The organism is Streptomyces sp. H27-H1, from assembly GCF_026627445.1.
GTDB lineage: Bacteria > Actinomycetota > Actinomycetes > Streptomycetales > Streptomycetaceae > Streptomyces.
This window is the reverse complement of the sequence record NZ_JAPNLJ010000015.1, coordinates 134,423-147,013: the sequence shown is the minus strand read 5'-3', so window position 1 is coordinate 147,013 and position 12,591 is coordinate 134,423. Positions and strand designations below refer to the sequence as shown.

The following is a 12,591-nucleotide window of genomic DNA, read 5'->3' as shown; positions in this document are numbered from 1 at the left end:
GGATCGGGCGGTCAGCCCTCGGCGAGCTGGCGGAGTTCGGCTCCGACGGTCCAGTTCTCGGGGTGGGTCTCCAGGAAGCGCTTGGTCCACTCCAGCGCCTCGTCCTTGTCCTTGCACTGCATGAGGGCGTACCCGCCGATGACCTCCTTGGTCTCGGTGAAGGGCCCGTCGGTGTAGCTGAGCCTGCCGCCGGACCAGGTGACCCTGGTCCCCTCGGAGGTGGGGAGGAGTCCGGCGGTGTCGAGCATGACCCCGGCCTTGGTGATCTCCTCCATCAGCGCGCCCATGCGCTGCTCGAAGTCGGCGGGGAAGGGGGTGTCGGGGGTGAGGCTCTGCTCGTCGATGCGGATCATCGAAAGGAAGCGCGGCATGGTGACTCCTCGGTGGTGGAGGACGGGGACCCTCCCCGCCTCTCACTCCTGCGTCGAACGGGAGACGCCGGGATCGACAGCTTCCCGGAAAAATCTTGGGGGACTTCCGGGACGCGCGCGGCGGCGCGGATTCCGGCACCGCCCCACACCGGGCTACTGGCGAGTAGGATCGCCGGACCCGGGCCCCCTCGAGAGGATCTCCCCATGCCGCGCATACCTTCCTCACCGCTCCTGCTCGCCGGCCTGCTGGCCGGTGCGGCGGTGGCACACGTCGCCGTGCCGAAGCAGTTCGACGCGATCGTGCCGCGCTCGCTGCCGGGCAGCCCGCGCCAGTGGACGTACGTGAGCGGCGCGGCGGAGCTTGCACTCGCGGTCGGGGTCGCCCATCCGCGCACCCGCCGGGTCGCGGCGCTGGCGACGGCGGCGTTCTTCGTCGGCGTGTTCCCCGCGAACGTCAAGATGGCCGCCGACGCCCGCCACCGCTCCCCCGCCTTGCGGGCCGTGGCGCTGGGGCGGCTGCCCCTCCAGGTCCCGCTGGTGCTGTGGGCCCGCAAGGTCGGGCGGAACGCGGCGGGCTGAGGCCACCCGGGCGGGGCGCCCGGGCAGGGTGTCCCTGTCCCCCCGCGCGAGTCAGCGGCTGTCGCCCGTCCAGTCCCAGTGGCCGGGATCGGCGGCGCGGCGGCGGTAGTGGGTCCGGCCGCCGGGTCCGTAGCGCCCTATCTCCGTGGGGAGACGGGCCTCTTCCGCGAGCTGGGGACCGCTCCAGCCCGTGATGTCGAGCAGCAACCCGTCGAGGGGGCCGCCGACGAGCTCTCCGTAGGCGTGTCCCGGGAGCGGACCCGGGTCGGGGTCGTCGTGGTCGGCGCCGTAGACCCGGCGCCGGAGCATCCTGTCGTCCATACCGGTCAGCTTCACAGACGGCACTGACAATGCCCCGGCGGCGGCGCGTACCGCCGGTGCCAGGTCCCGCGGGCCCTGGCACGATCCGAAAGAGACGGCCGAGCGGCGATGATGGGTGCCGTTCGGATCGCACGGCACACGAAGCGGAGCACCATCCATGGCGCGTCTGGTACACCAGCCACTGGAGGACGAGGAGTTCGATTTCATCCTCGGCATGACGGACGGGCCGGTGCTCGCCTACTTCTGCGGGAGCTGGCCGAAGGCCCTGGAGCCCTGTCGCGCGATGGACGCGGTCGTCGCCGCACTGGCGCAGGAGTACGGGACCCGGCTGACGGCGGTACGCGTGGACATCACCCGCTGCCCCGGACAGACCAAGCGCTACGAGGTAACCGGGGCCCCGACCGCCGTCCTCATCGCGGACGGCGGGGTACTGGCCTCCTTGGCCGGACCGGTGACGGCCGATGAGTTCCGGGTGCTCCTCGACGCGCATGTCTGAGAGCCTCACCGCGCGCCTCCCTGGGGGCTGCTCCGGGTGCCTCGGCCGCCTTCCCCCGCGACCCCTCCACGGGCTCGCTGGGCCATCCGGGCGAAGACGAGCGATCTGGCCGAAAGTCACATGGATCGGATAGGTGCCTTAGGCATGTAATGGGTCCCGGCGAAACGGAACCATCGCGTGCGAGGTGCTGTATGTCCGAGAAGACCATTGCCTTCCCCCAGGACCGGACCTGCCCCTACCACCCGCCGGCGGCCTACGAGCCGCTGCGGACGGGCCGGCCGCTCTCCCGGGTCACCCTCTTCGACGGCCGCTCCGTGTGGGTCGTCTCCGGGCACGCCGAGGCGCGCGCCCTGCTCTCCGACGGCCGGCTCTCCGCCGACCGGCAGAACCTCTCCTTCCCCGCCCCCACCAGGCGCTTCAAGGGCCTGCGCAACCAGCGCGCCGCCCTGCTCGGCGTCGACGATCCCGTCCACAACACCCAGCGCCGGATGCTGATCCCGAGCTTCTCACTCGGGCGCACCGCGGCCCTGCGCCCCCGGATCCAGGAGACCGTGGACCGGCTGATCGACGCGATGGTCGCGGCCGGGCCCCGCGCGGAACTGGTCGGCGCCTTCGCCCTGCCGGTGCCGTCGATGGTGATCTGCGCGCTGCTCGGAGTCCCGTACGCGGACCACGAGTTCTTCGAGAGCCAGTCCCGGCGCCTGCTGCGCGGCCCGGAACCCGCCGACGTCGAAGACGCCCGCGACCAGCTCAACGGCTACCTGCGCGCGCTTATCGGCCACAAGCGCGAGCACCCGGGCGAGGGGCTGCTCGACGAGCTGATCGCCCGGCGCCTGGAGACCGGCGAGACCGATGTCGAGGAGCTGGTCTCGCTGGCCGCCATCCTGCTCATCGCGGGGCACGAGACCACGGCCAACATGATCTCGCTCGGTACGTTCACCCTGCTCAGCCACCCCGAGCAGCTGGCCGAGCTGCACGCCGATCCGGCCCTGCTGCCGTCGGCCGTGGAGGAGCTGATGCGTTTCCTGTCGATCGCGGACGGAATGCTCCGGGTGGCGACCGAGGACATCGAGATCGGCGGGGTGACCGTCCGCGCCGACGACGGGGTGATCTTCTCCACCTCCGTGATCAACCGTGACGGGGCCGTCTTCAAGGAGCCCGACACCCTGGACTGGCACCGGCCGGCCCGGCACCACCTGGCGTTCGGTTTCGGCATCCACCAGTGCCTCGGCCAGAACCTGGCCCGCGCCGAGATGGAGATCGCGCTCGGCACCCTCTTCGAACGACTGCCGGAGCTGCGGCTGGCGGACGAACCGGACCGGATCCCGTTCAAGCCCGGGGACACCGTCCAGGGCATGCTCGAACTCCCCGTGGCGTGGTGAGCCCGGTGAGCCCCGCGCCCACGCCCGCACCCGCACCCACGCCGCCGCCCGCCGCCCGGGTCTCCGTGGACACGGACGTCTGCATCGGGGCCGGGCAGTGCGCCCTGACCGCGCCGGGCGTCTTCACCCAGGACGAGGACGGCTTCGGCGCGGTGCTGCCGGGCTTCGAGGACGGCGGTGGCAGTCCGCTGCTGCGGGAGGCCGCGCGCGCCTGCCCGGTGTCGGCGGTCACAGTCGACGAGGGCTGAGGGCGCTCGTCACTTCCCGGTCAGGTCGCCGAGCCGTTGGAGCCGGGCCTCGTCCAGGCGCGACTCAACTTTTGACGCGGTCCCCGCCGGTTGCAAGAGTCACCGGCCCGCCCCGTGGGTCACTCGGCGGGCGCCGCCTGCGGCAGCAGTCCGACCGCCTGCCGCTCCAGCACCAGGGCCCCGTCCACGAGGTCCGCGCAGGCGTCGAAGAGCGCCCGGCGCCCCGCCGCGTCCGCCTCGGGGTCCGCCGCGCGGGCCAGCTCCGCGAGCTGCGACCACTGCCGTCCGGAGTCCCGGAAGAGCTCGGCCGCGTCCCCGTGCCCGGCGAGGTCGAGGAAGTCCGCGTACAGGGGCCGGGTGGCGCCCGGGGCGGTCCACTCCTCCTCCAGGCAGGCGTACAGCCTGCGCGTGCCGAGAGCGAAGGCCTCGGGGCTCGCGAAGCGGCGCTCCCAGCCCGTCTTGGTGGTGGTGTCGCGCAGCTGCGCGGCGAACTTCTCCATGCCGGAGAAGCCGAAGTTGACGTCGAAGTGGTTGCCCAGCACCGGCCCGGTGAGGCGGGAGACCGTAGCGGCGATCGCCGCTTCCAGGTCGGGCTCACCGGCGGGCTTCCCGGTGGTCACCACCATCTGGTGGCGGCCCTTCTTGTGTCCGGACCACGCCGCGCCGAACTGCTCGCGGCCGATCGGGTACGGGGCCTTCGCGCGGCCCGCCCCGTCCTCGACGTAGTAGATGTCCCCTTCGTAACCGACGACGACCACCACGTACGGGTCGGCGGCGGCCAGTTCGGCCATCGGGGCCGGGCCGTGCCAGGGCAGGGCGGTCCGGTCGACGGTGCAGAACACCGGGGCCCCGGCGTCGAGCGCGGCCTCGACCCGGTGCCAGCGGGGCTTGGCGCTGCGCGTGGCCTCGTACGGGATGCGCAGGCGACCGAGGGCGACCTGGACCCAGGGGTCGGGGTGGGCCTGGGCGACGATCGTCGGCATCGGCGGCCGGCCGGCGTACTCGAACACGAAGTACATGAAGCCGATGCCGCCCGCCAGGCCCGCGACCAGGGCTTCGTCGTGCACGCTGCCGAGCGCGTGCCGGATCAGCGTGGCCTCGCGGTGGCGTCCGGGGGCGAAGTCTTCATATACGAGCGCAGTCATGCGGTCAGCGTAGCCGCGCCGCGGGCCGCCGGATGCGACCGGACTTCCTGTACAGTTGTCCAGGAAGTCGAAGGGACCGCTCTTCGCTCACCCCGCCCCTCGGGAGGTGGCCGTGCACACGGTCGCAATGATCCTCATCGGCCTCGTCGCCGCGCTGCACGCGTACTTCCTGGTCCTGGAGATGTTCCTGTGGCAGCGTCCGCCCGGCCGCGCGCTGTCCGGGTTCGACGCCGACACGGCCCGCCTGACCGCCCCGCTCGCCGCCAACCAGGGCCTCTACAACGGGTTCCTCGCCGCCGGCCTGGTCTGGTCGCTCGTCATCGACTCCCTCGCCACGCAGATCTTCTTCCTCGTCTGCGTGATCGTCGCCGGCGTGTACGGGGCCGCGACCGCCAACCGCCGCATCCTCGTCGCGCAGGCCCTGCCGGGCGCCCTCGCCCTGGGCGCGGCCCTGCTCGCCGGATGACCTCCGGCGAACAGCACGCCCGGCCGACCGCCGGGGCCGCCTCCCCCGGAGATGCCCGCACCGACCCGCGGACCGCCCGCACCAAGGCCCGGCTGCGCGCGAGTCTCCTCGCCGAGTGCGCGGACCGGCCGCTCGCCGAGGTCAGCGTCTCGGCGGTGGTGCGGCGGGCGGGAGTGGGCCGGGCCACGTTCTACCTGCACTACGAGGACCTCACCGCGCTGGCGGTGGACGCGTGCGCCGACGTCGTGCACGCGGCGGTCGATGCCCTGCACGCCTGGCAGACGGACCCGTCGGCGCTCCCCCCGGCCCGCCCCCCGGCCGCGCTGGCCACCTTCCTCGGCGGCGCCGCCGGCCGGGCCCCGCTCTACCGCACCCTGCTGCTGCCGGGCGGCGGTGGCCCGCTCGGCGAGCGCCTGCACCGGGAGCTGCGCGCTCGCAGCCTGGCCGAACGCGCCGCGGTGGGCGCTCCGCGCCCCGAGCTGGTGGCCTCGGCCGTGGCCGCCACGTTCACCGCCGTGCTCGCGGACTGGCTGCACGGCGGACTTCCCGCCGACCTGGCGGACCCGGCCGAGCTGGCGGACCGGATCTGGCTGCTCCTCATCGCGCTGCACCGGGCGGGGTGACCCCCCGCCCGCCTATGGGTACCGGCTACGCCGGCCCGGCGACCAGACCGGTCTCGGCCATGACCCGAATGACGGTGTCCTCCAGCGAGTGCTCGGCCTCGATGACGCTCTCCCAGTCGCCGGACAGCAGGTCGAGCGGCCGGTACCACTCGCGCAGCTGTTCCTCGCCGTATTCGTCGGTCTGCGGCTTGCCCTCGTGCCGTCGGAGGGTCTCCTCGAAGGGCACGTCCAGGTAGTAGAAGTGGGTCCGCCCGCGGTGGGCCCGGCGCAGGGCGTCGAGCATGGGGCCGTAGCGGTCCGCGTAGAGGATCCCCTCGACGATCACGTGGAATCCGTGGTCCAGGGCGTAGCGCGCCACGCTGCCGATGAGCCCGATGTTCGCCGCACCGGGCGTGTCCCGCTCCTTCAGGACGACGCGACGGAGGTTGTCCTGGCCCACGAGCGCGACCCCCCGGCCGTGTCGGTCGCGGATGCCCTCGGCGACGGAGGACTTGCCCGAAGCGGAGTTGCCGCGCAATACGATCAGCCGGGTGTCCGGCGTGCCCGTCATCATCCGGCCCACGCTACCCGTACGCCGGACGCGCGCGTGGGCCCCGCCGGAGGATCCGGCGGGGCCCACGTCACGGACTGGGCTCGTGAAGCGGCACTAGAGGGCGACCACCTGCTCCGCCTGGGGGCCCTTCGGCCCCTGCGTGACGTCGTACTCGACCTTCTGCCCCTCCGCCAGCTCCTTGAAGCCAGCGGTCTGGATGGCGGAGAAGTGCACGAACACGTCGGGACCGCCGTCGTCCTGCTGGATGAAGCCGAACCCCTTCTCGGAGTTGAACCACTTCACGGTGCCAGTTGCCATCTGTACTGATCCTTCACAACGTTCCACCGGCCGCACATGCGGCCGGACCCGATCCTGCCCACTGAGCGGCCCGAGCACACGCCAAGCGCGGCCAACCGGGGCGCTTCGGACTATTCGAACTTTTCTCCACCCCGTCCGCGGAACGGGGGATCAGACCTTCGCGCGGGCCACGGCGGATCGGGGCGCGGGGGCCGCCGCGACTCCTCGCCGCGGCCCGCCGAGCCGGCAGCCCAGGCAGTCGCTGTGGCCGGCGTGCGCGAGGGTGTCGCGGACCCGCCAGTCCCACTGCGCCTCCGGGCGGGGACCGCTCGGCTTGCCCCAGCCGGCGAGGTGCAGCAGCCAGGTGACGATCCCCGCCGCCGCGACGACCGCCAGGCCGATCCAGATGCCGGGGGTCCAGGAGGCGCACACGGCGGCGCCCGCCGCCGCACTCCCCACCAGCGCGATCGCGGTGCCGGTCCAGCCCGCCACGGTGTGGCCGAGGTCCACGTGGCCGTGAGCGCTCATCGTTATCCCCTGGTTCGTCGCTTCAGTAGGCTCGAAACGGCGTTCTCTCACAGAAAAAGCCATTTATCTCACGAGCTAAGTAACTTAGATGCTAAGGAGTAACCGCGTGCAGGGCAAGTCCCGCCCCGCGGCCACGGTCCAGGAGGCGCTGACGCGCATGGACCGGTACGTCGCCCTCGGCATCGTCGGCCAGCAGGAGATCGCACAGCTGCTGGGGCTCAACGTCACCGACCTGACCTGCCTCGGCCACATCCTGGGCGCCGGGGACGACCCGCTCGGCGCGGGCGACCTCGCCGAGCTCACCAACCTCACCACCGGCGCCGTGACCGGGGTCCTCAACCGCCTGGAGCGCGCCGGCTACGCGAGCCGGCAGCCCGATCCCGACGACCGGCGCCGGGTACGGGTGGTCGCTGACCCCGCCGCCGCCGCCCGGATCTTCGCCGTCTACGAACCCTTCTACGCCCGGCTCGGCGCGGTGTTCGCCGAGTACACCCCCGACGAGATCGCCGTCATCGCCGACTGGTTCGGGCGGGCGACCGCCGAGGTCACCGCCCATCTGGACCAGGTTCGGGCCGGGGAACTCGGGCCGCTGGCCCCATAGCCCCGATGGTAAAATTCGCCTTTTGGCGACGTTCGCGTCGCGATATCGGACATCTTGTACGTCTCACGGAAGGTTCTGCATGAAGAACCCGTCGGCTCATGGGCGCTTCGGCATCAAGGCCGGAGCCAAGGCGAGCTCGAAGGGCGGTGCGAAGGGCGGCGGGAAGACCCCCCGGACCCTCGGCCCCCAGGGCGAGTACTCAATGCCCCGGACGACCACGCCGGCGCTGCCGCCGGTGGAGTCCTTCTCGGAGCTCGGCCTGCCCCCTGAGCTGGTGACGACGATGGCCGACCAGGGGGTGTCGGAGCCGTTCCCCATCCAGGCGGCGACCCTCCCCAACTCTCTCGCCGGCCGCGACATCCTCGGCCGCGGGCGGACCGGCTCGGGCAAGACGCTCGCCTTCGGGCTGGCCATGCTGGCCCGTACGGCGGGGCAGCAGGCCGATCCGAAGCGGCCGCTCGCACTGGTCCTCGTACCGACCCGCGAACTGGCGCAGCAGGTGACCGAGGCCCTGGCCCCGTACGCGCAGGCCCTGAAGCTGCGGATGGCCACGGTCGTCGGCGGTCTGTCGATCGGCAAGCAGACGGGCGCCCTGCGCACCGGCGCCGAGATCGTGGTGGCCACCCCGGGGCGCCTCAGCGACCTGATCGGGCGCCGGGACGTGCACCTGGAGCGCGTGAAGATCGTGGTCCTCGACGAGGCCGACCAGATGTGCGACATGGGCTTCATGCCGCAGGTCACCGAAATCCTCGACCAGGTGCACCACGCGGGCCAGCGGATGCTCTTCTCGGCCACGCTCGACCGCAATGTGGACCAGCTCGTCCAGCGCTACCTGAAGGACCCGGTCGGACACTCCGTGGACCCGCAGTCCGCTTCGGTGTCCACGATGGACCACCACGTGCTGCACGTCCACGCGGCCGACAAGGTCTCGGCCGCGACCGAGATCGCGGCGCGCGAGGGCCGGGTGCTGATGTTCCTGGACACCAAGCACGGGGTCGACCAGTTCGTGAAGCACCTGCGGGCCATGGGCGTACGGGCGGAGGGACTGCACAGCGGGAAGTCGCAGCCGCAACGCACCCGGACACTGGGGCAGTTCAAGGACGGCCTGCTCAACGTCCTGGTCGCGACCAACGTCGCAGCGCGCGGCATCCACATCGAGGACCTGGACCTCGTGGTCAACGTGGACCCGCCGGCCGACAGCAAGGACTACCTTCACCGCGGCGGCCGCACGGCGCGGGCCGGCGAGTCCGGCAAGGTCGTCACCCTGGTCACCCCGAACCAGCGGCGCGACATCGTCCGGCTGATGGCCGACGCGAAGATCCGGCCGACCATCACCCAGGTCCGCTCCGGCGAGGCCGCGCTGAGCCGGATCACCGGCGCGAAGGCCCCGTCCGGCGTACCGCTGGCGGGCGCCGCGGCGACCGATGCCAAGGGCCGGCCTTCGGGCTCGGACCTCGGCTTCCGCGGGATCGGGACCCGTCCCGGACGGCCCGGCAAGGGCAAGGAGTCCCGCAAGACCATCGAGGCCCGGCAGGCCGCCGAGGCCCGCGCGGCGGCGCGGGTGCGCCGCGGCGCGAAGTAGCGCGAGGGGAGGGCCGCGGCCGCAGTGCGGCGCGGCCCTTCCGTCCGCCCCTGCGAGACGGGTGTCAGCGGCGGTTCAGGAAGTCCCCGACGGTCCGGTTGAAAGCCTCGGCGTCGTCGAGCCACGGATAGTGGGCGGTGCGCGCCTGGACGGCGACTTCGGCCTTCGGGAGCAGCTCCGCGATCTCGCGAGCGGTCTCCGGGCGCGGACCGGTGTCGACGTCGCCCGCCACGATCAGCACCGGCGCCGCCAGGGCCGTCAGGGCGGCGCGGGTCTCCTGGGGGTCGAAGGCCCCGTCGGAGGCGAAGAGCAGCGCGGCCTCGTCGTTGTACTGCCCGGTGGAGGACTCGACGTGGGCGCGCGCGGCCTCGTCCCAACGCCCGTAGCCGAAGGCCGCCATCGCGTCCCAGTCGGCCTCGGTCGCGGTGCCGCCCCAGACCGCTTCCCGTGCCTGGCGGGTGTCCTCGAACCACGGCTCCCCGGCCCGCAGGGCGACGGCCTCCTTGCGGCCCTGCACCGGGAAGTCGACGCCGAGCGCCCGGGCGCGCGGGGTGAGCAGCACGAGGGAGCGGATCCGCTCCGGGTACCGGGCCGCGTAGAGCAGGGCCAGGTCACCGGAGGCGGAGTGGGCGAGCAAGTCGAGCTGTTCCAGGCCGAGATGACGGCGCAGAGCCTCTACGTCCTCGACCTGCCGGTCGCAGCGGTACGTGGCCGGGTCGGCCGGCAGCGCGGAGTCCCCGGTGCCGCGCAGGTCGAGGATGACGAGCTTGCGGTGCTTCGACAGCCCGCCGAGGTCACCGAGGTACGCGGAGGCGCACATCGGGCCGCCGGGCAGACAGATCAGCGGCTCGCCCTCTCCGGAAACGTGGAAGGCGAGCGTGGTCCCGTCCGGGGCCGTGAAAGTAGTCATGGCCGCATGTCTACCTCGCGGCCCTGACCTGCACAAACACTTTTCCGCGCGGCCCGGGGCGGGAGGTCGGGGTCCCGGTGCCGGGAAGGTCACGAGGTCACCGCGGCCCGCCGCAGCAGCCGTTGGGCGGCCGCGTTGCGGACCCGGCGGGTCCGGGCGCCGGCGGCGAGCAGACGCAGGGCCTCGTCCGCGTGCAGGGACTGCGCCGCGGTGCGCTGACACCAGTCGGAGGCGGCGAGGAGCTCCGCCGCGGACCAGCTCTCGCCCCGTGTGACGGCCTTCAGCAGGGTCCACTCGCGCAGCCGGCGTGCCGCGAAGGTGCGCTCGCCGAGGGCGGCTCCGACGGCCTGCGCCCAGGCGGGAAAGCCTTCGTCGGCCAGCAGCCCGGCCGCCCGCCGGTCGAGGTGCGTGACCACCGCGCTCTCGGCCATCACCCGGTCCGGGTCGCGCAGGACGGCGGCCACGGCCTCGGCCTCCGCGGGCTCGCCGGAGACGGCTGCCAGGGATTCCAAGTGGCGGCCGTAGCGCCAGTGCTCGGACGGCCCGCTCGCCGCCGGCGACCCTGCCGCCTCCTCGGTCCGGGTCTCCGGGCCGCCTTGGCGTATCTGGTACTCACTTCTCCCCATGCGGCCATTCCACACGACACAGGTGAACGACAAGTTGTCAGGGTGGCATCAAGCCCGTGCCAGCATCAGGGCCTCCGCTCCGACAGGCCGGTAACCGGCCGCCTGAAAGGCGCGGATGCTGCGCGTATTGCCCGCGGCCTGCTGGGACCAGACCGGCGCCCCGTCCGGGACCAGGTGGCGGGCGGCGCGGGCCAGTTCCTTGCCCAGGCCCCGCTGCCGGGCGTCCTCGTCCACCTCGACGGCCGTCTCCCAGCGGCCCGCCACACCCCGGCCGAGTACCAGCACTCCCCCGCCCGCGGGCATCGCCCAGACCCGTACGCCGTCACGGCGCTTGCGGGCCCTGCGGACCCGGGGATGGTCGGGGTCGTCGATCTCGCGGAGTTCCAGGGCGGGTTCGCCCGGCAGCGGACCGGCGACCGTGAGCAGATCGGTGGTGTCGTGGGACCGGCCGGTGCGATCCAGGAGCGCGGCGAGGAAGCGCGGGTTCATGGTGGCGGCCAGGCTGTCGCAGTCGATGGCGGCGAGGGTGGCCCGTACCCAGTCCGGATCCTCGTCGGTGAAGATCACGGAGTGCGCGGTGAAGGCGAGGACTCCGGCGTCACGGGGGCTCGGCTGCGGGACGACGGTGGTGCTGCCGTCGGGGGCCGGGAAGCGTCCGGCGGCGGCCGCGTCCAGTATCTCGGCGAGTTTCATGGGTCATACCTCCTTGGAGGGGAGCGGGTCGATTGACGTGTCGACGACCCCGGCCGGCGCACATCTGCGCAGGTCACAGGACCATTACGTGATCACAGTACGGCTTGTGCCATGGGGCGACGCCCTGTCAGATGGAGCGGAGTCAAGAGTCAGGGCGGGGGCCTAACATGTCGGAACCGGTGGATTTTCTCGCGCGTCTACGCGCGGAGGGCCAAGACCGAGACGAGGGCCAAGACCCCGAGGCGGCCTTCCAAACCCACCGGCGGCGCCGCCGTATCAGGCGCCTGTCCGTCGGAGCCGTCGCCGCACTGGCGCTCGCAGGAGTCACCGCGTGGCTGGTGGCCGCCCCGGGCGAACCGCCCGCCGACGAGTCCTACGCGGCCGCGCTCGACGAGCAGGCGTGGCCCGATGAGTGGCCGGCCACGACGAGCCTGCCGCTGCGCGGCTCGCCCGCCCGCACCTGGGCGACCGAGAGCGAGGAGCTCCCGCTGCCCGCGGCCACGTCGGTCGGTTCGATCCCGAAGGAACGCGTCTCCGAAGGACTGCGCCGGGCCGGGGAGTTCCTGGTCGCGGCCAATCTGGATCCGGAGGTGCTCCGCGGCGGATGGCCCGCCGAGGCCATGGACCTGCTCGATCCGCAGCAGCCCGACCGCGCAGAGCTGACGCAGCACCTGCGCGAACCGGGACTCCCGGACGCCGATCCCACCGAGCTGTTCACGCGCTTCGACCCCGCCGAGCTCACGCCGGCCCGTGGTGGCATCAGGGTGCGCGGCCGGATGTCCTTCGAAGCCGGCGGGAATCCGGGACAGCTGCGGATCCACGCCGACTACACCTTCGTCTACGCCCTGCGGCGCGTGGCCCCGCACTCGGAGCCCGGTCCCGCCCCGGGCACGGAGGAGGTGGCACGGGTCGTCGTACGAAGGCAGCTCGTGCTGCTCTACGCCGCGTCCGGGTCCCCCGGTGTGACGGCCGGGAAGCTGGTCCCGGCCGACTACCGCAGGCAGCTCGGCAACCACGACTGCGGCACGGTCGACGGCTTCGTCCACCCCTACTTCTCCAAGGAGGCGGCCGCCGCCGATCTTCCCTGGCCGAGGGTCGATCCGTACGACGACAGCAAGGACATCGCCGACGGCCGGCCGAGCTGCACCGTCCCCTCACGCACCTGACACTCGGGCACCTGACACTGGGGCA

At 72.8% G+C, this 12,591-nt stretch carries 18 protein-coding genes; 9 read left to right on the top strand and 9 right to left on the bottom strand.

Going from position 1 to position 12,591, the window contains the following annotated elements:
- Positions 1–11: 11 nt before the first annotated feature.
- Complete coding sequence (locus OTB20_RS18645) at positions 12–371, bottom strand: YciI family protein (protein WP_267818903.1); 360 nt, start codon at positions 369–371, stop codon at positions 12–14.
- Between the two features lie 204 nt (positions 372–575).
- On the opposite strand from OTB20_RS18645, the gene OTB20_RS18640 reads away from it, so the two are divergent.
- The gene (locus OTB20_RS18640; RefSeq protein WP_267818902.1) at positions 576–950 is read left to right on the top strand and encodes a hypothetical protein; all 375 of its coding nucleotides are present in this window, start codon (positions 576–578) and stop codon (positions 948–950) included.
- 51 nt (positions 951–1,001) lie between these two features.
- Here OTB20_RS18640 and OTB20_RS18635 read toward each other — a convergent pair whose 3' ends face one another.
- Positions 1,002–1,271 carry a hypothetical protein gene (locus OTB20_RS18635; protein WP_267818900.1) on the bottom strand — a complete coding sequence of 90 codons (270 nt, stop codon included), beginning with the start codon at positions 1,269–1,271 and terminating at the stop codon, positions 1,002–1,004.
- 157 nt (positions 1,272–1,428) lie between these two features.
- On the opposite strand from OTB20_RS18635, the gene OTB20_RS18630 reads away from it, so the two are divergent.
- The 3 genes from OTB20_RS18630 (at position 1,429) to OTB20_RS18620 (ending at position 3,397) form a co-directional block, all read left to right on the top strand.
- Positions 1,429–1,767 carry a thioredoxin family protein gene (locus OTB20_RS18630; protein ID WP_267818898.1) on the top strand — a complete coding sequence of 113 codons (339 nt, stop codon included), beginning with the start codon at positions 1,429–1,431 and terminating at the stop codon, positions 1,765–1,767.
- 191 nt (positions 1,768–1,958) lie between these two features.
- A complete protein-coding gene (locus OTB20_RS18625) occupies positions 1,959–3,149 on the top strand; it encodes a cytochrome P450 (protein WP_267818896.1) in 1,191 nt (396 codons plus the stop codon).
- A 65-nt stretch (positions 3,150–3,214) separates the two neighbouring features.
- Positions 3,215–3,397 carry a ferredoxin gene (locus OTB20_RS18620; RefSeq protein ID WP_420716439.1) on the top strand — a complete coding sequence of 61 codons (183 nt, stop codon included), beginning with the start codon at positions 3,215–3,217 and terminating at the stop codon, positions 3,395–3,397.
- A 119-nt stretch (positions 3,398–3,516) separates the two neighbouring features.
- Here the strand turns inward: OTB20_RS18620 and OTB20_RS18615 are convergent, their stop codons facing one another.
- Complete coding sequence (locus OTB20_RS18615; protein ID WP_267818892.1) at positions 3,517–4,542, bottom strand: BtrH N-terminal domain-containing protein; 1,026 nt, start codon at positions 4,540–4,542, stop codon at positions 3,517–3,519.
- Between the two features lie 112 nt (positions 4,543–4,654).
- Here OTB20_RS18615 and OTB20_RS18610 point away from each other — a divergent pair, with 112 nt between their 5' ends.
- Together OTB20_RS18610 and OTB20_RS18605 are read left to right on the top strand one after the other, a co-directional pair.
- Positions 4,655–5,008 (top strand): DUF1304 domain-containing protein, encoded by a 354-nt coding sequence (locus tag OTB20_RS18610; RefSeq protein WP_267818890.1) that lies wholly within the window; start codon positions 4,655–4,657, stop codon positions 5,006–5,008.
- The gene (locus OTB20_RS18605) at positions 5,005–5,631 is read left to right on the top strand and encodes a TetR/AcrR family transcriptional regulator (RefSeq protein WP_267818889.1); all 627 of its coding nucleotides are present in this window, start codon (positions 5,005–5,007) and stop codon (positions 5,629–5,631) included. The genes OTB20_RS18610 and OTB20_RS18605 overlap by 4 nt, the downstream gene beginning before the upstream one ends.
- A 25-nt stretch (positions 5,632–5,656) precedes the next feature.
- Here the strand turns inward: OTB20_RS18605 and OTB20_RS18600 are convergent, their stop codons facing one another.
- From OTB20_RS18600 to OTB20_RS18590, 3 genes are all read right to left on the bottom strand, one after another.
- Positions 5,657–6,181 carry an AAA family ATPase gene (locus tag OTB20_RS18600; RefSeq protein WP_267818990.1) on the bottom strand — a complete coding sequence of 175 codons (525 nt, stop codon included), beginning with the start codon at positions 6,179–6,181 and terminating at the stop codon, positions 5,657–5,659.
- 96 nt (positions 6,182–6,277) lie between these two features.
- On the bottom strand, positions 6,278–6,481 hold the full coding sequence (locus OTB20_RS18595; RefSeq protein WP_267818887.1) for a cold-shock protein: 204 nt from the start codon (positions 6,479–6,481) through the stop codon (positions 6,278–6,280).
- A 150-nt stretch (positions 6,482–6,631) separates the two neighbouring features.
- The gene (locus OTB20_RS18590; protein ID WP_267818885.1) at positions 6,632–6,988 is read right to left on the bottom strand and encodes an HGxxPAAW family protein; all 357 of its coding nucleotides are present in this window, start codon (positions 6,986–6,988) and stop codon (positions 6,632–6,634) included.
- A 106-nt stretch (positions 6,989–7,094) separates the two neighbouring features.
- On the opposite strand from OTB20_RS18590, the gene OTB20_RS18585 reads away from it, so the two are divergent.
- Together OTB20_RS18585 and OTB20_RS18580 are read left to right on the top strand one after the other, a co-directional pair.
- Positions 7,095–7,589: a MarR family transcriptional regulator gene (locus tag OTB20_RS18585; RefSeq protein ID WP_267818883.1), complete on the top strand. Its 495-nt coding sequence runs from the start codon at positions 7,095–7,097 to the stop codon at positions 7,587–7,589.
- A gap of 79 nt (positions 7,590–7,668) precedes the next feature.
- A complete protein-coding gene (locus OTB20_RS18580; protein WP_420716437.1) occupies positions 7,669–9,171 on the top strand; it encodes a DEAD/DEAH box helicase in 1,503 nt (500 codons plus the stop codon).
- Positions 9,172–9,235: 64 nt separating this feature from the next.
- On the opposite strand, the gene OTB20_RS18575 is transcribed toward OTB20_RS18580, so the two are convergent.
- The 3 genes from OTB20_RS18575 to OTB20_RS18565 all read right to left on the bottom strand — a co-directional run bounded on the left by OTB20_RS18575 (position 9,236) and on the right by OTB20_RS18565 (position 11,400).
- Positions 9,236–10,081 carry an alpha/beta fold hydrolase gene (locus tag OTB20_RS18575; protein WP_267818881.1) on the bottom strand — a complete coding sequence of 282 codons (846 nt, stop codon included), beginning with the start codon at positions 10,079–10,081 and terminating at the stop codon, positions 9,236–9,238.
- An 89-nt stretch (positions 10,082–10,170) separates the two neighbouring features.
- A complete protein-coding gene (locus tag OTB20_RS18570; RefSeq protein WP_267818879.1) occupies positions 10,171–10,707 on the bottom strand; it encodes a hypothetical protein in 537 nt (178 codons plus the stop codon).
- Between the two features lie 48 nt (positions 10,708–10,755).
- Positions 10,756–11,400 carry a GNAT family N-acetyltransferase gene (locus OTB20_RS18565; RefSeq protein WP_267818877.1) on the bottom strand — a complete coding sequence of 215 codons (645 nt, stop codon included), beginning with the start codon at positions 11,398–11,400 and terminating at the stop codon, positions 10,756–10,758.
- Between the two features lie 179 nt (positions 11,401–11,579).
- Between OTB20_RS18565 and OTB20_RS18560 the strand changes: the two genes are divergently transcribed.
- The gene (locus tag OTB20_RS18560; protein WP_267818875.1) at positions 11,580–12,566 is read left to right on the top strand and encodes a hypothetical protein; all 987 of its coding nucleotides are present in this window, start codon (positions 11,580–11,582) and stop codon (positions 12,564–12,566) included.
- Positions 12,567–12,591 lie beyond the last annotated feature (25 nt).

What these genes read in the sequence shown, in the direction of transcription:
- OTB20_RS18580 (WP_420716437.1), top strand. Translation starts at nt 7,669, where the DNA reads ATGAAGAACCCGTCGGCTCATGGGCGCTTCGGCATCAAGGCCGGAGCC.
- OTB20_RS18575 (WP_267818881.1), bottom strand. Translation starts at nt 10,081, where the DNA reads ATGACTACTTTCACGGCCCCGGACGGGACCACGCTCGCCTTCCACGTT.
- OTB20_RS18600 (WP_267818990.1), bottom strand. Translation starts at nt 6,181, where the DNA reads ATGACGGGCACGCCGGACACCCGGCTGATCGTATTGCGCGGCAACTCC.
- OTB20_RS18640 (WP_267818902.1), top strand. Translation starts at nt 576, where the DNA reads ATGCCGCGCATACCTTCCTCACCGCTCCTGCTCGCCGGCCTGCTGGCC.
- OTB20_RS18625 (WP_267818896.1), top strand. Translation starts at nt 1,959, where the DNA reads ATGTCCGAGAAGACCATTGCCTTCCCCCAGGACCGGACCTGCCCCTAC.
- OTB20_RS18595 (WP_267818887.1), bottom strand. Translation starts at nt 6,481, where the DNA reads ATGGCAACTGGCACCGTGAAGTGGTTCAACTCCGAGAAGGGGTTCGGC.
- OTB20_RS18565 (WP_267818877.1), bottom strand. Translation starts at nt 11,400, where the DNA reads ATGAAACTCGCCGAGATACTGGACGCGGCCGCCGCCGGACGCTTCCCG.
- OTB20_RS18615 (WP_267818892.1), bottom strand. Translation starts at nt 4,542, where the DNA reads ATGACTGCGCTCGTATATGAAGACTTCGCCCCCGGACGCCACCGCGAG.
- OTB20_RS18645 (WP_267818903.1), bottom strand. Translation starts at nt 371, where the DNA reads ATGCCGCGCTTCCTTTCGATGATCCGCATCGACGAGCAGAGCCTCACC.
- OTB20_RS18630 (WP_267818898.1), top strand. Translation starts at nt 1,429, where the DNA reads ATGGCGCGTCTGGTACACCAGCCACTGGAGGACGAGGAGTTCGATTTC.
- OTB20_RS18570 (WP_267818879.1), bottom strand. Translation starts at nt 10,707, where the DNA reads ATGGGGAGAAGTGAGTACCAGATACGCCAAGGCGGCCCGGAGACCCGG.
- OTB20_RS18605 (WP_267818889.1), top strand. Translation starts at nt 5,005, where the DNA reads ATGACCTCCGGCGAACAGCACGCCCGGCCGACCGCCGGGGCCGCCTCC.
- OTB20_RS18635 (WP_267818900.1), bottom strand. Translation starts at nt 1,271, where the DNA reads ATGGACGACAGGATGCTCCGGCGCCGGGTCTACGGCGCCGACCACGAC.
- OTB20_RS18590 (WP_267818885.1), bottom strand. Translation starts at nt 6,988, where the DNA reads ATGAGCGCTCACGGCCACGTGGACCTCGGCCACACCGTGGCGGGCTGG.